This window comes from Chroococcidiopsis sp. CCALA 051 (assembly GCF_003015105.1).
Taxonomy (GTDB): domain Bacteria; phylum Cyanobacteriota; class Cyanobacteriia; order Cyanobacteriales; family Chroococcidiopsidaceae; genus Chroococcidiopsis; species Chroococcidiopsis thermalis.
On the sequence record NZ_PYCI01000027.1, the window covers coordinates 1 to 18,859 of the forward strand.

20 protein-coding genes are annotated in these 18,859 nt (G+C 43.8%); 10 read left to right on the forward strand and 10 right to left on the reverse strand.

The window, feature by feature from the left end:
• Positions 1–19 precede the first annotated feature (19 nt).
• A complete protein-coding gene (gene rlmD / locus C7Y66_RS08830; RefSeq protein WP_106545323.1) occupies positions 20–1,402 on the reverse strand; it encodes a 23S rRNA (uracil(1939)-C(5))-methyltransferase RlmD in 1,383 nt (460 codons plus the stop codon).
• Between the two features lie 110 nt (positions 1,403–1,512).
• Here rlmD and C7Y66_RS08835 point away from each other — a divergent pair, with 110 nt between their 5' ends.
• Complete coding sequence (locus C7Y66_RS08835; protein ID WP_015152396.1) at positions 1,513–1,998, forward strand: allophycocyanin subunit alpha-B; 486 nt, start codon at positions 1,513–1,515, stop codon at positions 1,996–1,998.
• A gap of 125 nt (positions 1,999–2,123) precedes the next feature.
• Here the strand turns inward: C7Y66_RS08835 and C7Y66_RS08840 are convergent, their stop codons facing one another.
• The 5 genes from C7Y66_RS08840 to C7Y66_RS08860 all read right to left on the reverse strand — a co-directional run bounded on the left by C7Y66_RS08840 (position 2,124) and on the right by C7Y66_RS08860 (position 6,024).
• The gene (locus C7Y66_RS08840) at positions 2,124–2,354 is read right to left on the reverse strand and encodes a hypothetical protein (protein ID WP_199197325.1); all 231 of its coding nucleotides are present in this window, start codon (positions 2,352–2,354) and stop codon (positions 2,124–2,126) included.
• A 367-nt stretch (positions 2,355–2,721) separates the two neighbouring features.
• Positions 2,722–4,227, reverse strand: a complete 1,506-nt coding sequence (locus C7Y66_RS08845) for a UbiD family decarboxylase (protein ID WP_106545287.1) — start codon at positions 4,225–4,227, stop codon at positions 2,722–2,724.
• Between the two features lie 118 nt (positions 4,228–4,345).
• The gene (locus C7Y66_RS08850; protein ID WP_106545288.1) at positions 4,346–4,738 is read right to left on the reverse strand and encodes a type II toxin-antitoxin system death-on-curing family toxin; all 393 of its coding nucleotides are present in this window, start codon (positions 4,736–4,738) and stop codon (positions 4,346–4,348) included.
• Positions 4,725–4,907 (reverse strand): DUF2281 domain-containing protein, encoded by a 183-nt coding sequence (locus C7Y66_RS08855; protein ID WP_106545289.1) that lies wholly within the window; start codon positions 4,905–4,907, stop codon positions 4,725–4,727. The genes C7Y66_RS08850 and C7Y66_RS08855 overlap by 14 nt, the downstream gene beginning before the upstream one ends.
• 82 nt (positions 4,908–4,989) lie before the next feature.
• The gene (locus C7Y66_RS08860; RefSeq protein WP_106545290.1) at positions 4,990–6,024 is read right to left on the reverse strand and encodes a glycosyltransferase family 2 protein; all 1,035 of its coding nucleotides are present in this window, start codon (positions 6,022–6,024) and stop codon (positions 4,990–4,992) included.
• 211 nt (positions 6,025–6,235) lie between these two features.
• Between C7Y66_RS08860 and miaB the strand changes: the two genes are divergently transcribed.
• From miaB to C7Y66_RS08895, 7 genes are all read left to right on the forward strand, one after another.
• The gene (gene miaB / locus C7Y66_RS08865; protein WP_106545291.1) at positions 6,236–7,600 is read left to right on the forward strand and encodes a tRNA (N6-isopentenyl adenosine(37)-C2)-methylthiotransferase MiaB; all 1,365 of its coding nucleotides are present in this window, start codon (positions 6,236–6,238) and stop codon (positions 7,598–7,600) included.
• A gap of 86 nt (positions 7,601–7,686) precedes the next feature.
• On the forward strand, positions 7,687–8,349 hold the full coding sequence (locus C7Y66_RS08870; protein WP_106545292.1) for an antibiotic biosynthesis monooxygenase: 663 nt from the start codon (positions 7,687–7,689) through the stop codon (positions 8,347–8,349).
• Between the two features lie 100 nt (positions 8,350–8,449).
• Positions 8,450–8,845, forward strand: a complete 396-nt coding sequence (locus C7Y66_RS08875; RefSeq protein WP_106545293.1) for a VOC family protein — start codon at positions 8,450–8,452, stop codon at positions 8,843–8,845.
• Positions 8,846–9,121: 276 nt separating this feature from the next.
• The gene (locus C7Y66_RS08880; protein ID WP_106545294.1) at positions 9,122–9,994 is read left to right on the forward strand and encodes an oxidoreductase; all 873 of its coding nucleotides are present in this window, start codon (positions 9,122–9,124) and stop codon (positions 9,992–9,994) included.
• A 34-nt stretch (positions 9,995–10,028) separates the two neighbouring features.
• Entirely contained in the window at positions 10,029–10,940 is a 912-nt protein-coding gene (locus C7Y66_RS08885) for an NADP-dependent oxidoreductase (RefSeq protein ID WP_106545295.1), read from the forward strand.
• A 104-nt stretch (positions 10,941–11,044) separates the two neighbouring features.
• Positions 11,045–12,496 carry a 16S rRNA (cytosine(967)-C(5))-methyltransferase gene (locus tag C7Y66_RS08890; protein WP_106545296.1) on the forward strand — a complete coding sequence of 484 codons (1,452 nt, stop codon included), beginning with the start codon at positions 11,045–11,047 and terminating at the stop codon, positions 12,494–12,496.
• Between the two features lie 64 nt (positions 12,497–12,560).
• Positions 12,561–12,983 (forward strand): TerB family tellurite resistance protein, encoded by a 423-nt coding sequence (locus C7Y66_RS08895; RefSeq protein WP_015152407.1) that lies wholly within the window; start codon positions 12,561–12,563, stop codon positions 12,981–12,983.
• 175 nt (positions 12,984–13,158) lie between these two features.
• Here C7Y66_RS08895 and psb35 read toward each other — a convergent pair whose 3' ends face one another.
• The 3 genes from psb35 to C7Y66_RS08910 all read right to left on the reverse strand — a co-directional run bounded on the left by psb35 (position 13,159) and on the right by C7Y66_RS08910 (position 15,408).
• Positions 13,159–13,383, reverse strand: coding sequence for a photosystem II assembly protein Psb35 (gene psb35, locus C7Y66_RS08900; protein ID WP_041462317.1), 225 nt, complete (start codon positions 13,381–13,383; stop codon positions 13,159–13,161).
• A gap of 151 nt (positions 13,384–13,534) precedes the next feature.
• Positions 13,535–14,557, reverse strand: a complete 1,023-nt coding sequence (locus C7Y66_RS08905; protein ID WP_106545297.1) for a homogentisate phytyltransferase — start codon at positions 14,555–14,557, stop codon at positions 13,535–13,537.
• A complete protein-coding gene (locus C7Y66_RS08910) occupies positions 14,557–15,408 on the reverse strand; it encodes a methyltransferase domain-containing protein (RefSeq protein WP_106545298.1) in 852 nt (283 codons plus the stop codon). Before C7Y66_RS08910 ends, C7Y66_RS08905 begins: the two co-directional genes overlap by 1 nt.
• 131 nt (positions 15,409–15,539) lie before the next feature.
• On the opposite strand from C7Y66_RS08910, the gene C7Y66_RS08915 reads away from it, so the two are divergent.
• Complete coding sequence (locus tag C7Y66_RS08915; protein WP_015152411.1) at positions 15,540–16,874, forward strand: TrkH family potassium uptake protein; 1,335 nt, start codon at positions 15,540–15,542, stop codon at positions 16,872–16,874.
• Positions 16,875–17,014: 140 nt separating this feature from the next.
• Positions 17,015–17,710 carry a TrkA family potassium uptake protein gene (locus tag C7Y66_RS08920; protein ID WP_015152412.1) on the forward strand — a complete coding sequence of 232 codons (696 nt, stop codon included), beginning with the start codon at positions 17,015–17,017 and terminating at the stop codon, positions 17,708–17,710.
• Positions 17,711–17,909: 199 nt separating this feature from the next.
• Here the strand turns inward: C7Y66_RS08920 and lipA are convergent, their stop codons facing one another.
• Positions 17,910–18,779, reverse strand: a complete 870-nt coding sequence (gene lipA / locus C7Y66_RS08925) for a lipoyl synthase (RefSeq protein WP_106545325.1) — start codon at positions 18,777–18,779, stop codon at positions 17,910–17,912.
• Between the last annotated feature and the right edge of the window lie 80 nt (positions 18,780–18,859).

Genomic DNA, 18,859 nt, shown 5'->3' on the forward strand with positions numbered 1-18,859 from the left:
ACTACCAATTCCCCACACCCTACACCCCACTCTCCCTCTCCAAGAAGGCTGCACACTCCACATGGGCGGTTTGGGGGAAAAAGTCGGCTGGTTGGACTCTGGTAAGGCGGTATTTGCCATTTTGACAGAGTAATTTTAAATCGCGGGCAAGGGTGGCGGCTTTACAACTGACGTAGACGATCCGCTGCGGCTGGGTTTGCAGCAGGGTTTCGATGACGGCGCGATCGCATCCTTGGCGGGGTGGATCGAGCAGTACAATATCTGGAGTGGTTTCGAGTTGGGGAAGCAGTTTTTCGACTTCTCCGACTTGAAATGTAGTGTTGGTAATCTGGTTGAGTCGGGCGTTGTTTTGGGCTTGTTCGACAGCGGCGGATTGAACTTCTATGCCAATTGCCTGTCGCACTTTTTGGGCTAGGGGTAAGGTTAACGTGCCAATGCCACAATATGCATCTACTAAGATTTCGTCACCTTGTAAATTCAGGTGTTGAGTAATTTCCTGCAAGAGTGCCTCAGCCACCTCCGTATACACTTGAAAGAATGTATCGGGTAGCACATGAAACTTTAAATCCGCAAAAATTTCTAGTAGATACGGGTGTCCGGCAATACATCGGGTTTCACTGCCAAAAATAACGTTGGTGCGATCGCTTTGGCGATTTAACGAGACTCCGACTAGCTGCGGATACCTATTTAACCATTCTTGCGCCTGGGTTTCAATTCCAGGTAAGTCCCAATCTTTTACTACTAGAGTTAGCAGCATTTCTCCCGTACGGCGACCGATTCGTAAGGCTAAATGGCGTACTTGTCCTCTGTGGTGTTTTTCGTCATATACCCGCCATCCCCGCTGTTGAATGTCTTGTTTGACTTCTGCTAGCAGAGGGTTGAGGCGAGGATCTTGTACGGGACATTGATTTAGGTTAATTAAATGATGGCTGCCTTTTTGGTAGTAGCCTGCTTGGATTTGTCCTGTAGCCGATTGTCCTAAAGGATATGTAGCTTTATTACGATAACCGAGATCGGTATTTCCTGTTAAAACGGCATCGACAGGAGGATTAACAAAGCCGCCGATGCGTTCTAATGTCTGGATAACTTGATGGCGCTTGGCTTCCAGTTGATGTTCGTAGGCGATATGCTGCCACTGACAGCCGCCGCATTTATCAGCTACGATGCAGCGCGGACGAATGCGATCGCCAGAAGATTCAAGGAGTTCTTGGAGTTTACCGTAGGCGTATTGCGGCTTCACACGAATCAGACGTACCAAAGCGCGATCGCCTGGGGTAGTATCGGGAATGAAAACAACCCTACTGTTGACACGCCCTACCCCATCACCACTATCATTTAAATCGGTAATGGTTACTTCTACCAAGTCGCCTTGTTGCCAGCGATCGGGAGTGCGATCGATCATGTTTTGTAAATTTTGTCCCCTTGTAACAGACATAACTGAAAAGATCCCTTTATTTGGGGGACATGAAATCGCTAAACTACAAATGATATTCTGACTCATTACCTATAATCATGAGTGTAGTAAGCCAAGTTATTCTCAAAGCCGATGATGAGCTGCGCTATCCCAGCGCTGGCGAACTCGAAAACATTAAAAACTTTTTGCAAACAGGCATACAGCGGATGCGCATCGCCGCAACCCTAGCCGAAAACGAAAAGAAAATCGTTCAGGAAGCAAGTAAAAAGTTGTGGCAAAAACGTCCTGACTTTATCGCCCCTGGTGGAAATGCCTACGGCGAACGTCAGCGGGCGTTGTGTCTGCGGGACTACGGCTGGTATCTGCGCCTAATTACCTACGGCGTGCTAGCTGGGGATAAAGAGCCAATTGAAAAGATCGGTTTGGTCGGTGTCAGAGAAATGTATAATTCTCTGGGCGTTCCCGTTCCTGGTATGGTTGAGTCAATTCGCTGTTTGAAGAATGCTTCTTTGTCTCTATTGAGTGCGGAAGAAGCAGCAGAAGCAGCACCTTATTTTGACTATATCATTCAGGCGATGTCATAGTTTTTGAGTTTGCTAAAGTAGCTCAAATTTGTTTTGGTTTAATATCAGCAAATGTCTCCCCACTCTTGGTAGTGACTGTGGCAGGTTTTATGTCAGGTTGCTAGCAAGTGGTGGGGAAACTTTTTTTATTTGTTTTGGAGTCGCGATAGGTATAATTTTAAGATTTCGATGTCTCCTGGTGGAGCGGTGACTGTATTAGGATCGTTTTTTATTCTCAAGTAGTGTTCTTGTAAAGCAGCTTTGCGAATGCTGTCGTGTTCTTCTCCTACGTGTTCTAGGGCAAAGTCTATCAGTTCCTCGTTTGTCATTTGCTGAAGTTGCGATTTAAATTCCTCAGACATATTTTCTACTTGCATAGATTTAAGCTATTAATGTCACGCAAAGACGCAAAGGCGCAAAGAAATGGATAGATTTCTCTAGTGATGAGAAGTAAAGATCGTATGGGCAATGCTCATCCTAACTATTAGTTGTAGATACTTCCTAGCTTTCAGAAGATGAGCTTAAGTGGGATAGTTTAGTCGAGAAAACTCAACCCAAATTGATTGCTGCTGCTAAACAGGCTAAACAAGAAATTGCCGAAGGATTAGCACAGCCTTTAGATTACGACAAGCTATGATTACGATCGCTTTTTCCAATAAAAATTTTGATTGAATTCAATTTAACGATCGCAATCTGTACCCTAATTTGTAGGGGCGCACAGCTGTGCGCCCCTACGAAACCGATTTAACGCATGTCGTAACCAAACAAATTTGGATCGACTTCTCCTAGTTGCAAATCTGCCAAACCGTATTCACTCCAACGCCTTTCTACCATTGCCGCTACATTAGGATCTGATTCCAAAGGTGCGCCCCATTCGTGTTCTGTTTCAGGGGGAATTTTGGTAGTTGCATCAATTCCCATCCGTCCCCCTAAACCAATTTTCTCGCTGGCAAAATCGAGGGTATCAAAGGGGGTATTTGGCAAAATAAACACGTCTCTGGTAGGGTCAACTTTAGAACTAATTGCCCATACTACCTGACGCGGATCGCGGATGTTAATGTCTTTATCCACCACAATCACGAATTTAGTATAAGTAAATTGGGGTAAGGCACTCCAAAAAGCTAGAGCTGCCCGCCGCGCTTGCCCAGGGTAAGCTTTATCAATGGAGATAATCGCGGCTTTGTAGCTTAAAGCTTCCATTGGGAGGAAGAAATCGACAATTTCAGAAACTTGTTGCCGCAGAATAGGAGTATAGATCCGATTGAGCGCGATCGCCATCATTGCTTCTTCTTTCGGCGGACGACCGCTAAATGTGGTCAAATAGATTGGATCTTGGCGGTGAGTCATGCAGTGGAAACGCACCAAGGGCGAATCTTCCAATCCACCGTAATAACCCATATGATCGCCGAAAGGACCATCGGGTAAAACTTCCCCTGGGGTAATAGTTCCTTCTAAAACAAATTCGGAGTCGGCGGGAACTTCTAAATCTACGGTTTTGCACTTCGCTAAGTTCACGCCAGAACCGCTATAAAGTCCAGCAAACAGCCATTCCGATAAATCTACAGGGATAGGAGTAGCCGCCGCCATGATAATTAAAGGATCTACACCAAGGGCGATCGCAATTTCTAATTTCTTACCTTTTTCTGCGGCTTTACGCAAATGTCTTGCCCCACCCCGTACCGATAACCAATGTACGGTCATCGTGTTACGCGATTGTAATTGCAAGCGATACACGCCGACGTTAGGCGTACCTGTCTCGCAATCTTTGGTAATGACTAAACCCAGCGTGATAATTTTGCCTGCATCTCCTGGATAGGGACGGATTAGGGGAAGTTTATTTAAATCGAGTTCGTCGCCTTGAATCACGACTTGCTGACAAGTGGGAAAAAAGTCTCTTCCTGGTTTTGCTTTGACAACATCAAATAACACCTTGCCAAACTCTACCGCTTGAGAAATCTTCTTCGGTGGTTTTGGCTGTTGCAGCATACTCAGCTTTTTCCCCAGTTCTTCTAATTCTTGGGGTGTCTGCATGTTCATCGCCCAGCAGATCCTTTCTACCGTCCCCATCAAGTTAACTGCTACGGGATGGGGCGAACCTTTGACGTTCTCGAACAATAAACCAGGACCACCTTGTTGTAACATCCGGTTAGAAATCTCGGCAATTTCTAAATCGGGATCGACTAATGCGGTAATTCGCCGCAATTGTCCTCTTTCTTCTAGAAGTTTGATGAATCCCCGCAAATTTCTCATATGGAAAGTGAGTAGTGAGTGGTGAGTGGTTGTCTGTTTGTCTGCGATCGCACCTCCCACTATTATTTATAATTATGAGAAAATATGACAAATCGAGCGAGAAATATCTGGCGATCGCCTACTGTGGCTGTATGTGTTGTTTCAATAGTAAGGTAAGTTCTTCTTTACTAATTTCACCTTGAGCTACTTGTATGACAAGATTATAGGCTGCTTCTTCACCCATGTTAAGTTCGTAGCCATTCATTCCCAAAAATGCGATCGTATTAGCAAAAGCAGTTCGCTTGTTACCGTCTAGGAACGGATGATTTTTAGCAAGGTGATACAAGTAAGCCGCAGCTTGTGTAGAAATAGTTGGATGCAATAATTGTCCAAAAAAAGTAGCTTGAGGCTGTGCTAATGCTGAATCTAGCAATCCCTCATCTCTAATCCCATCAAGTCCACCGAATCTTTCAACTTGACGTTGATGAATGGCTAGTACATCTGCTTTTGGTACAAACTCAGGAATCTGCAAGACGACGATACACTCCTGACCACTTTTCTTCAGTTTCTAAATATGCTTTGAATGCCTTGCCTTCTAAAGTCGGCTTTTGTTTCAAAGTACGAATTAATTCTAGGGCTTCCTGCAACTGAGGTTCGCTGAGGGAATCAATTTCTTGTACAATCTGCTCTTTAGTATTCATCTTGCAATTTGAGTAATTGGTAATTGGTAATTGGTAATTGGCGCTTTTCTCCCTTGTCTCCCTTGTCCTCCTTGTCTTCTCCTCAATTACGAATATTGAACGTATCTTGTCTAATTTTTCGTTCTTGGATAGTGCCGATCGCTTTGACAACTAAAGTCTCAATTCGATTATATAATTTTTGTGGTAGTAGCAGAAGCAAGTAAGCGGCTATTAGGGTTGAGAGAGTTCTATAGGGTTCCTCAAATATTAATTTCCAATAATTAGCTAAAGCTAGATGAATTAATTTAACAGCTGTTTTTCCTTTCCGAAACCGGACGGCACTGCGGGCTAAATACCTGATGTAATAAGATTTTATTACTCCCCGCCAATGCAAGTTTAATTCTGGGGCGTACAAACGAGTTTTTTCAATTTCTTGGCTGGCAGATTCTAACCGCTTCAGTAAGTTTGCCGTCATTCCTCCAGAATTGACTCTATATAGCGTCAAAGCTGCGGGAATACCTTCAATTCTCCATTGAGTTTGAATCAGAATCCTTAGTAAAAAATCAGTTTCTCCCCCCGATATCCTGAATTGTTCGTCAAAATAACAGTCTTCAAAATTGCCATGCTGCTGATGCGTAAATTTGATATCTTCTAGAACTTTGCGACGTATGACTCCTGCCGAACCATTTCCAATTGGATTACAACGAATTAGATATGATAAGTTAATTCCTTTTAGTTTTGGCATTTGATAAGTTCCTAAACACTTACCATGTTCATCGATAAAACTAGAACGACAAAAACTCATGCCTACAAAAGGAGATAATTCTAAATGTGCGATTTGTTTTTCTAATTTTTCTGGCAACCACAAATCGTCTCCATCTAAAAAGGCGATATATTCTCCTTTTGCATGACGAATTCCCGTGTTTCTCGCCGCTGGTACGCCGCGATTTTCTTGACGAAGAATTCTAATTCTCGGATCGTCAAATTGCTGACAGATTTGTACACTGCGATCGGGCGAACCGTCATCAATGACTAGAATTTCAAAGTTTTTGTAAGTCTGTGCCAACACTGAATGAATTGTCGCTGCAATATATGGCTCACTCTTGTAAACCAAAACAATAACAGAAACTTTTGTCATCTTTGAGCTTTGCACCCAATTTAGGGGTAGTAAGATTTATCATACGGTAATGTTGCGTAAGAAAAACTTCCTTGCAGTAATATTTTTTACTAAAATAGCTTGCGGCTTAGCTGCGAGTCGAGCTAGAACCGTAAAAATCCGTGCAAAAATCTATAGTTCAAAAATCTATAATGGGTAAATGTAAAGCTAAATCCGAACTTGTCTGCACGTAATGATCGCTCCTAACCGCCGCTATCACATCACGACTTTTGGCTGCCAGATGAACAAGGCTGACTCCGAACGCATGGCTGGCATCCTTGAGGATATGGGCTTCGAGTGGTCAGAAGACCCAAATGAAGCAAGTTTACTCCTCTACAATACTTGCACGATTCGGGACAACGCCGAGCAAAAAGTTTATTCCTACTTAGGCAGACAGGCGAAGCGCAAGCAGGAACAAGCAGACTTGACAATAGTTGTTGCTGGTTGCGTAGCACAGCAGGAAGGCGAAACACTGCTGCGACGAGTACCGGAAATCGATCTCGTCATGGGACCCCAACACGCCAATCGTTTAGGAGAATTATTAGAACAGGTATTCGACGGCAATCAAGTTGTAGCAACAGAACCGATTCAAATTGTCGAAGATATTACGAAACCGCGCCGCGATAGTACCGTAACAGCTTGGGTTAACGTTATCTACGGTTGCAACGAACGCTGTACTTACTGCGTGGTTCCCAACGTGCGTGGTGTAGAACAGTCTCGCACGCCGGAGGCGATTAAAGCCGAGATGGTAGAGTTGGGCAAACAGGGATATAAAGAAATTACCTTACTCGGTCAAAATATCGATGCTTATGGGCGCGACTTACCAGGAACAACCCCAGAAGGCAGACACTTACACACGCTGACAGATTTACTCTACTACGTCCACGACGTACCAGGAGTCGATCGCCTCCGTTTTGCTACCAGTCACCCGCGTTATTTCACCGAACGATTAATTCGTGCTTGTGCGGAGTTACCCAAGGTATGCGAGCATTTTCACATTCCCTTCCAATCGGGCGATAACGAAGTCCTCAAACGGATGTCACGGGGTTACACCCACGAAAAATATCGGCGGATTATCGATAAAATTCGGCAACTGATGCCCGATGCTTCAATTAGCGCTGATGCGATTGTCGGCTTTCCTGGGGAAACTGAAGCGCAGTTTGAAAATACACTCAAATTAGTGGCAGATATTGGTTTCGACCATTTGAATACAGCCGCTTATTCCCCACGTCCCGGGACTCCCGCTGCTTTATGGGATGCACAATTAAGTGAAGAAGTCAAGAGCGATCGCCTGCAAAGATTAAATCATTTAGTTGCCACCACAGCCCAAGCGCGATCGCAACGTTATTTAGGTAGAGTTGAGGAAGTTTTAGTAGAAGACCAAAACCCCAAAAATCCTCAACAAGTGATGGGAAGAACCAGAGGAAATCGTTTGACGTTTTTTGATGGCGATATTATCCAGCTTAAGGGGCAATTAGTTACAGTCAAAATTACCGAAGTACGGGCTTTCAGTTTGACAGGAGAACCGATAGAGGCGCGTCAATTGGTAGTTAGTTGACAGTTGACAGTTATCAGTGTAAAAAGCTGACTGTAACCGAAGGTGCGATCGATTGAGGATTGCTGTAGCTGAGTAGAGGTTTAAAAATGCCTTCTATTGCCAAACACAACGAGGTTATTACAGTCATCATTATTTTTGCTGTAGAACCAGAACAACAGCAGGAACTAATAAATACAATTGTGGAATTCGTGGAGGCAGATGTAAAGCACCAACCTGGTTTTGTTTCATCGAGTCTCCACAAAAGTTTAGACGGTATCAGAGTCCTAAACTACGCTCAGTGGAAAACTCTAGAAGATTACAAAGCTTTCCTCAATAACTCTGAAATACAAGCGCGGGGAGCAGCTAAATTAGCCAATTTTCATTTACTAGATTCCCGTGTATACGAGGTAACGATTTCTTTACCGGAATCGGCAGACCTCACAATTTCTCCAGGGCGCTTAATTCACCTGGGAGAATTTAGAATGAAGCCAGAAAATCAGTCTCGCTTGATAGAGCTAGAGCGAGAAAACGTCACAATTGCGTTAGAACACCCCGATCTATTATCTGCAAATTTTCACCGTTCGCTTGACGGAACGCGCACGATGAATTATGGATTTTGGCAAACTCTCGATAATTTTGAACTACTAGTCAAAGAACCAAAGTTTGCCCCCGTGCGGGAATATTGGCAAGGTTTATCAGAAAACGAATTTCACCTGTACGAAGTCGTTTTCACCGAAACCAAGGAACAAAAGTCAAAAGTTAAAAGTTAAAAGTCAAAATCTCATAGAGCGATTGCTGATAACTGATAACTTTCTACAGACGTTAAATGTAACGTCTCTACACTAACAACTGACAACTGATAACTGAATTATGCAAGTTCGTACCTCTTACACTAGACTTTTAGTTACCGATCTGAAAGCTTGTTTTGCTTTTTATCGGGATATTTTGGAATTTAAGGTAATAGTAGATGCTACTCAGGAAGGGTACGCTGAATTTGCCGCTGGAGATATGAAATTAGCAATATCGCAGCGGCGAGAAATGGCAGAAATAATTGGTAGCGAGCGCCTCCCACTTCACGCAGAATGTCAAGATCGTGCCGTGTTAGTTTTTGTGGTTGCCGATGTAGAAACAGTTTGTCACGAATTAAAACAAAAGGGAATTAAATTTACTAGAGAGCCAATGGCTAATCCTAGTTACGATCTCAAAACTGCTTATATACGCGATCCTGATGGAAACTTAATTGGAATTTATCAATATATGATTTAATTCCCTTGCGATCGATAGGGAAGCGATTGAGTTGACAATCTAGCTCTCCTTGTTTTACCTTGGATTATGCATGTGGAACTACAGAGCGAGCAGCTAGCAGTTGAAAAATAAAATGGAAATGAAAGAAGTGGCGCATTAAGAAATCAGTGTCATTTTCTTGTTTTTAACTAGCTGTATCGAACGAATTGAGTGAATTTAGACTTTTCAAACCAAAACGTACAACTGAACAATTCGATCGCGCAATAGAGTAAACCAATTCAGCAATTGGAGAGTTTTATGACATCTGTGCAAAATTCTCGCGTGTGGTTGATTACAGGTAGTTCTAGTGGGTTCGGGAGAGCGATCGCCCAAGCAGTATTAGATCGGGGCGAGAAAGTCGTGGTAACGGCACGAAATCCCCAACATGTTGAAGATATTCAAACAAAATATCCCGATCGCGCTCTAGCAGTGCAGCTAGACGTGACTCAGCCAGAACAAGTCAAGGCAGCAGTAGAAAAGGCGATCGCTAAATTCGGAGGCATTGACGTACTGGTAAATAATGCTGGCTACGGTACGATGGGGGCGTTGGAAGAACTCAGCGATGAAGCAACTCGCCGCCAGTTTGAAACGAATGTTTTTGGGGCGCTGAACATGATGCGAGCAGTGCTACCCTCGATGCGACAGCACCGCAGCGGCTACATTCTCAACCTTTCTTCGGTGGGTGGTTTCGTGTCTTTTCCTGGCGCTGGGATCTATTGCGCGACTAAGTTTGCTCTAGAAGCCTTGTCTGAAGCACTTGTCAAGGAAGTAGAGGCGTTAGGGATTAAAATTATCATTGTCGAACCAGGGGCGTTCAGGACGGATTTTAACGGGCGATCGCTCGTTTTAGCCGATACTCAAATTGCCGACTACGAACCTATAGTTGGTGGTTTCCGCCAGTGGCTGCAAGATATGGATGGCAAGCAACCAGGCGATCCCGTCAAAGCAGCAGAGGCAATGATTCAAGCCGTAAATAGCGACAACCCACCTTTACGACTCGCTTTAGGTGCAGATGCCGTGGATGCAATTGAAACAAAACTAGAATCAGTCAAGGCAGAGATGGAGGCTTGGAAAGACGTAGCCGTGAATACGGCTTATGAAGGGGCAGCTGTCGGCGCGATTGGAGGTTAACTGTTCTATATCCACTCCATACTCCATACAACTTATGAAAGCAATTCGGATGCACGCTTATGGTGGCGTAGATGTCTTGAAGTACGAAGACGCACCGCTACCTCAACCCGCAGCAGATGAAGTTTTAATTCGGATCTATGCAGCAGGAATAAATCCTGTAGATTGGAAGATTCGCGAGGGATATGTGGGCAAAACCTTCAATTTACCCCATATTCTCGGTGCTGATGTTGCGGGAGTTGTGGAGTCTGTTGGTGATGCAGTACGGCGACTGAAGCCAGGAGATGAAGTGTACGGCTACGCTAGCTTGCGGCGGGAAGGTACGTATGCTGAATACATTGCTGCTAGAGAATCGGAAGTCACGCTAAAACCCAAAAGTATCGACTTTATTCAAGCAGCAGCTTTACCAGTGGCAGCGCTGACATCCTGGCAGGCAATGTTTGATACGGCGCACTTAGAGGCAGGACAAAAAATTCTGATTCATGCCGCATCTGGTGGAGTCGGCTCGATCGCCGTGCAATTAGCAAAAGCCAAGGGTGCGCGTGTTATCGGTACGACTTCTACTCGTAATACTGAATTTATCCGCAAATTGGGAGTAGACGAAGTCATAGATTATCAGGCAACACCATTTGAAGATGTCGTGCGCGATCTCGATGTGGTTCTAGATACAATTGGTGGTGAAACGCGATCGCGATCGCTCAAAGTTCTCAAACCAGATGGGATACTCGTTTCAATTGTCGGTTCACCACCAGAAAGTACAGGCGTGCGGGTTGCGATTACCCACGTACAACCAAATGCGGCGCAATTAGATGAAATTACTACTTTCATCGACTCAGGGCAAGTTAAACCGTATGTCGAAACCGTACTACCCTTGAGCGAAACCGCACAAGCACACCAGTTAAGCCAAAGCGGACGGACGCGCGGTAAAATCGTGCTGCGGGTTGACTAAAGGAAGAAAGCGCTAAATTTTTCTCCGATCGCCAAGGCAAACGCTATCTAGTACCTATACTTGAATGAGTTGGTGTATTCGATCGAGCCAACTTACAATCGGGCATGGAAAATCCTCGCCAACTAGCTTTTATCGCTCTCAAGGCAGTACATCGCGATGCTTATGCAGACGTAGCCTTAGATCGGGTACTCAGTCAATCGAATTTAAATCCTAACGATCGCCGTTTGGTAACAGAATTAGTTTACGGTAGCGTCAGAAGAATGCGATCGCTCGATGCTCTGATCGATCGCTTAGCCAAAAAAAAATCTCATCAACAACCCCCCGACTTACGCACAATTCTCCACCTCGGCTTATACCAGCTGTGCTATCTGACTCAAATTCCCTCTTCTGCCGCTGTCAATACGACAGTGGAATTGGCGAAAACTAATGGTTTTGCCGGATTGAAGGGGTTTGTCAATGGGATTTTGCGTCAGTTTTTACGGGAGTCGGGAGTCGGGGACAAAATTCAAAATTCAAAATTCAAAATTCAAAATGGGGACAAGGGGGACAAGGAAGACTTGGGGGACAAGGGGGAAAAACAACCAACTACCAACTACCCATTACCCATTACCCATTACCCATTACCAGAAGATCCAGTTGAAAGACTAGGAATTCTACACAGTTACCCTAATTGGATCATTGAATTGTGGTTGGAACAGTTAGGTTTGGTAGAAACAGAACAACTATGTGAATGGTTTAATCAACCGCCAGCGATCGATCTACGAGTTAATACTTTACAAACTTCTATCGAAGAAGTAGAAACGCAGTTGCAAGCAGCAGGGGTATCTGTAACTCGGCTTCCCCATCTACCCCAAGCTTTGAGGTTGACTGGAAGTATTGGTGCAATTCAGAATTTACCTGGATATAGTGCGGGATGGTGGACTGTCCAAGATAGTAGCGCTCAACTTGTAAGTCACGTACTCGATCCGCAAGCAGGGGAAGTTGTCATTGATGCTTGTGCTGCACCTGGAGGTAAGACAACTCACATAGCCGAATTAATGCAAGATCGTGGAACAATTTGGGCTTGCGATCGCACCACATCTCGTTTGAATAAGCTTAAAACAAATGCCGAACGCTTACAATTGCGATCGATCAAAATTTGTCCCGGCGATAGCCGTTCTCTGACTCAATTTACGAATATAGCCGATCGCGTGTTGCTCGATGCTCCCTGTTCTGGATTGGGAACTTTGCACCGCCACGCCGATGCTCGTTGGCGACAAACACCCGCATCAGTACAAGAACTTGCTAACCTACAAAAAGAACTACTCGATCGCACGGCTACCTGGGTGAAACCTGGTGGTATTCTTGTCTACGCCACTTGCACTCTTCATCCTTTAGAAAATGAAAGAGTAGTGGAATGGTTTTTATCAAGCCATTCCCAATGGCAAATCGATCCTCTTCCACCCAATTCTCCTGCAACTCCATTTTCCACTACCGCAGGTTGGCTAAAAGTATTTCCCCATCAGCATCAAATGGATGGCTTTTTTATGGTTCGATTGAAGAGAAGGGAGCAGTGACTAGTGGCTGGTGGCTAGTGACTGGAAAAGAGAAACAAGACTAACCAACTACTAATTACCAAAAATGACTAATAATTCTAATACCAAAAATTTAATGAAAATCTTGATCGGTGCTGCTTGGTTGGACGGCAAAATTCAACCAGAGGAAAGAAAATATCTTCAGCAAGTCGCTCAAGCAAAAAATTTGGCTGACGATCCAGAGATTCGACCTTTACTCAACGAACTCCGAACAGTACAGCCTACAGAATGTTATGAATGGATTCAAGCATATTTAGGCGATCGCCCTAGTGAAACAGCTTACCAAAGTTTGATTGAAGCTATTAGCGGCTTAATTTATAGTGATGGCGACGTTGCCGTAGAAGAAGCTCAATTGCTTAACAAAATAGAGTCTTCTCATTCAGAAGAAACAGAGCATCATTCCATGCACAATTCCGCAATTCACGCAATCCAAAATCTCTACCGTCGTTGGGTAGAGACTCAAAATTAGTCATTAGTCATTTGTTATGAGTGGCTAGTGGCTAGCGATCGGTGGTTAGTAGCTGAATTCTCGATCTAGTCACTCCTCACCAGTCACTAATCGCTGATAACTAATAACTCTGTACAGACATTACATATAACGTCTCTACACTGACTTTTGACCTTTGACTTTTGACCTTTGACTTTTACTTTGGTTCGCCAACTCCAGGAGTTTCTTCTTTTTTCACTTCTGGGACTACGCTGGGACGCTCTTTATCTTCCCAACCTACAGGACGCTTGGAATTGTACCAAGCAACTGAACCAATTGTCGCAGCAGCAATAAAACCAACTACATATACTAGAGTTGCAGAGATTGGAAAGTGGGGCTGATTTACTGCCGCATCTGCTGCTGCTTGCATTAATATCTGCATAGTCATAATTTCCTCAAATTGCTAATACTACTGTTTAGACCCTATACAAACAGAGTACCATTTCCATCCTCCCCAGGAAAGAAGCAGCAAACAGCGATCGGTGACCAGCGACTAGTGACCAGTTATCAACCACCAATTACCCATTACCTAACTAACCCAACAAACAAGCTACCGGAAACAAAATATATTCTAAGAAGAAGAGTTTCCAAATGAATTGATAGCAACTGGCGATCGCGCTTTTATCTTGTAAGTTTACTTGACGGCTGCGCCACCATAGCAAAGCTAAGAGTAATAAGTGGGTACTGATGAGAAAAGTTGAGTTAACTGAGGGAAGTCCTAGAATTCCGGCAATTATTATACCTATATAACATGTAGTTATTACCCAAAGTGCTAGGTTAAAAACTTTTTCTTTCCCTAAAGCGATGGTGAAAGTTGTAATGTGATACTGGCGATCGCCTTCCAAATCGGGAATGTCTTTAAAAATTGCGATCGCAAAGGTAAATACCACAATAAATAAAGTTAGCGTCCAAACCGAGCTAGGAATTCCTAAAATTCCTTGCCATAACCAGTTGAAATGTAGAAATAACCCTAAATTAACTATTGCTCCCCTAACAGAAAAAATGCATAAAGCCGCCCAAAAAGGAAATCTTTTTAAACGGATTGGTGGTAAAGAATAAGCTGTTCCAATTGCTAAACTTATTGCTATCATGCCAAATAAATACCATCCAGCAGCCCCAGCTAATACCAGCGCCAAAATTCCCGTTAGGGCTATCAAAATTTGACCTGTACGCTGTGAAAACTCACCAGATGCTATTGGTAAATGGGGTTTATTAATTTTGTCAATTTCAACATCTTCTAGTTGATTTAAGCCAACAATATAAATATTGCCGCACAGACAAGCAATCCACGCCAATAACAGTGGCTGTAGGGGCGGGTTTAGCCAATGAACCATGCGTTCGATGAGAGAACTATCGGCAAAACCCGCCCCTACATCAGTCGGGAGTTGGGAAAGAGCGATCTGCGCATCAAAGGCAATTAAATACATTCCTAAGACGCTCAAACTCGTACCGATAATGGTGTGGGGACGCGAGAACTTCCAAAAAGCGTAAAGCCACTCAGCCAAATTTAATCGCCTTACTGTCGGCGTTCTCTGCGTCTTGACGGTACGTTTCATTACTTAATCCCACACAACAAGCCAAATCGAATTAAACCACGCTGGTAGCCCCGCTGCATCAGCCCCAGAGACAGTGCTGCTTGAATTGTTTCCCACCCAGATAAAATTAAACCTAATATTGCCGTGGGATTAAGAGCGGAATCGATGACTACATCCCAAAACGGCGCTACGGCAGTTGACCAATCTGCGGTACGGATGCTGTTTAAATTAAGATTGCGGGCGATCGCTTCATATTCCGGTAAGGCGATCGTGTAAGGTAAGTGATACACCTGGTAAATCTCGTTCAGATGCTTTTGCTCGTCTGCCGTCAGAATACCTCCTGACTTAGCATCCGTAGGGCGATGACACCAAGTCACCATGACTAGCTTTCCCCCAGGTTGCAGCACGCGGTAGCACTCTTGCATGAACTTAACTTTATCGGGCATATGTTCGCCGCTTTCTAATGCCCAAACAAAGTCAAAGCTGTTATCCGCAAAAGGCATATTCTGAGCATTTGCAACTAAAAATTCGGCTTTTTGACTCAAACCCATCGCTTGAGCGCGTTGAGTCGCTCGATTCGCTTGAAACGAGCTGAGAGTAATTCCCGTGGCTTGAGCATCAAACTTTTGGGCTAAATAAAGCGAACTACCACCTATACCACAACCGACATCGAGGATATGCTGTGCTTGCTCTATATCTGCCCATTGCAGCAGTTCTTCAATCAGATCGATTTGTGCCTGTCGCCGCTCTTTTCTCTGTTTTCCATCTGTGCCATAGTAGCCATGATGCATGTGTTCCCCCCACACCTGTTCCCACAAACTAGAGGAGGAATCGTAAAATTGCCCAATCCGCTCGTAAAGTGTCGCACTCATCACAACTCAGTATTAACGTAACCCGCAATTAGCCTACCATAAAGAATTCGGAATTCGGAATTCGGAATTCGGAATTAATTCCTCTTGCTAACTACCAACTAACAATTACCCATTACCAATTACCAAAAATAATGACTGTTCCTCGAACTATTTCTTTAGGATTTTTAGCGGTGATCGCTGTTGGAACGCTGCTGCTGATGATACCTTTTTCTTCTAGTAGCGGTGATTGGACTAACCCAATTGTGGCGCTGTTTACGTCTACTTCTGCTGTTTGCGTCACTGGGCTATCTGTAGTAGATGTGGGAACTTATTTCTCATTTTTTGGACAGGTGATTTTGGTTGCTTTAGTGCAAATTGGTGGTTTGGGTTACATGACAGCTACCACTTTTTTATTAGTTTTGATTGGAGTGAAATTTGGGTTGCGCGATAAAGTGGCAATCCAACAAGCACTCGACCGAACAGGCTTATCTAATAGTGCCGATTTAATCCGTTCGATTATTGGCGTAACCCTGATTTTTGAAATTACAGGAATCTTTCTACTTTTACCAGTTTTCACACCTCAATATGGACTCGATCGCGCCCTTTGGTTAGCTATTTTTCATAGCGTAAACTCTTGGAACAATGCTGGTTTCAGTTTATTTAAAGATAGTTTTATCGGTTTTCAATCGTCAATTTTATTAAATTTAGTCGTCACAGGATTAATTATCTTTGGCGGTATTGGATACGGAGTTCTTTTTCAAATTTATATCTATTTGCGCGATCGCCTCCAACGCAAGTCAGAAAGAGTCGTGTTTTCGCTAGATTTAAAAGTAGCAATTAGCACGAGTTTGATTTTATTGATTGCAGGTACGGTTGCTTTCTTTTTAATTGAGTCGAGAAATCCCAATACTTTCGGTAATCTCAGTTGGCAAAATAAAATATTAGCTGCTTGGTTTCAGTCTGTGACTCCCAGAACGGCTGGATTTAACACAATTGATATTGGCAAAATGACTAATGCTGGCTTATTTCTTACTATTGCTTTTATGTTTATTGGTGCAAGTCCAGGTGGTACGGGTGGAGGTATAAAAACGACAACTTTGCGCGTGTTAACTAGTTGTACCAAGGCAATTCTACAAGGGAAAGAGGATGTGCTACTCTACGAGCGTCAAATTCCACTTAACCTGATTTTAAAAGCTGTTGGCGTACTAGTTGGTTCGATCGCCACGGTAATACTAGCAACAATTTTGATATCCTTGACTGACCCGAACATAGATTTTATTCAAATCTTGTTTGAAGTCGTATCTGCTTTTGCTACTGTAGGACTTTCGACAGGAATCACCGCCAATGTCTCTGCTGCGGCTAAGTTAGTCTTAATCGCCACCATGTTTATCGGACGGGTAGGTATTTTGTTACTCATAGGAGCCGTACTAGGAGATCCTCGCCCTACTGCTATCCACTATCCCGAAGAAAATTTACTTGTAGGTTAAATCGCTACGAACGAGATATACCAAGAGATTTAAGCAAATATGCTGTTTTCGAGTGGTAAAGGTATATATTTGAGTTGGAACGATTTAGTAACTTTACTTCACATAAGAAGTAAGGTTGATTGAAGCAAAGGTATAAGCGTGTGAATCTGTCGTCTTTAGGTTTTTTTCGCAGTCTCCGCAAAGATAACCACCAGTTTGCGGTCATTGGCTTAGGACGGTTTGGGCGTGCTGTCTGCTCTACTCTACATCGGTTGGGTTATGAGGTATTAGCAACGGACATTGATGAGAAAAACGTCAATCAGGTCATGAGCGAACATATTGCAGCTCACGCCGTACAACTTGATTCTACTGACTCTGTAGCGTTAAAAGAAGCGGGAATTTACGAGTTTGATACGGTCATTGTTGCGATTGGTAACTATATACAAGAAAGTATTATTACGACGCTGAACTTGAAAGAAGGTGGCGTACCGCATATTGTGGCAAAAGCATCTTCAGGGGTTCATTGCAAATTGTTACATCGCGTTGGCGCGGATCACGTTGTCTTTCCTGAGTATGAAGCAGGATGCGAGTTAGCGCGATCGCTCACCAAACCAGCTATTCTCGATCGCTTCGACCTTGACCCAGATAATAGCATTGTTGAAGTCATCGTACCTGACGAATTTCATGGCAAAACAATCGGCGATCTACAAATTCGCAACCGCTATGGTTTAAACTTGCTAGCGGTGAGTCAAGATGGCAAATTTGAAATCAACCCCGATCCTAGAAAACGCTTAGAGAAGGGTTCTGCTATGGTTGTAATTGGTTGTAATAGGGATATTAATCGCTTGCCAATTTAACTTGGCTTGCATCTATAGATGTCATAATTTTTTTCATGCGATCGCCATTTCTGTGTCACTTTTTTGTCACATTCACTCATTAGCATGTTTGTAAGTAGACTCTATGTCTGCTCCTCACACCACACTTCAAGGTAACCCTTCCGCACCACGACGGGAGGGTTTTTTTTGGTTTTTATTTGTAGAGACGCGCGATCGCTTTTTAGCGAGGATAACGCTGCATTAACTCCCGCACTTGTTCGGCATGATAGGAACTACGGGTGAGGGGTGAAGAAACCACTTGCAGGAAACCCAAAGATTCACCATACTTCCGCCAAGCATCAAATTGTTCTGGCGCAATAAAACTATCTATTTTTAAATGCTTTTGGCTAGGTTGAAGATATTGTCCTAGCGTGAGGATATCGCAATTGACAGCCCGTAGATCTTGCATCACCTGGCGAATTTCAGCATCGGTTTCTCCCAGTCCTACCATCAGACCAGATTTGGTGTAGACAGAAGCAGCTAAAGTACGCGATCGCCTTAACAATTCTAAGGAGCGATCGTAGTCTCCTTGGGGACGTACTCGCCGATACAGGCGGGGAACGGTTTCTGTATTGTGATTTAAGACTTCTGGTTGCGCCTGTAAAATTATTGCCAAAGCATCCCAATTCGCACATAAATCGGGAATCAAAACCTCAATCGTAGTTTGAGGCGATACCTCACGAATCGCTTGAATACAGCCGACGAACTGAGATGCACCCCCATCCGATAAATCGTCTCTATTTACGGAAGTGATCACGACATGATTGAGCCGCAGCCGCCGAACTGCTTCAGCTAGGCGTTGTGGTTCTGTGGGGTCTAGGGGTTTAGGTTTTTTCTCAAAATCAATATCGCAGTAAGGACAGGCACGGGTACAAGCTGGTCCCATAATCAAAAATGTTGCCGTACCTGCATTAAAACACTCACCAATATTAGGACATGAGGCTTCTTCGCAGACAGTATTGAGGGCTAAATCCCGCAAAATGTCTTTAACTTTACCGACGCGCTGCCACTGCGGCGCTTTTACCCGTAACCACTCTGGCTTAACAGTCACAATTAACTTCAACTAAGGTTCCTAGTCTAGATTTTATCAAGTTAGGGAGTGGTAGTTGGTAGTTGGTAGTTGATAATTGA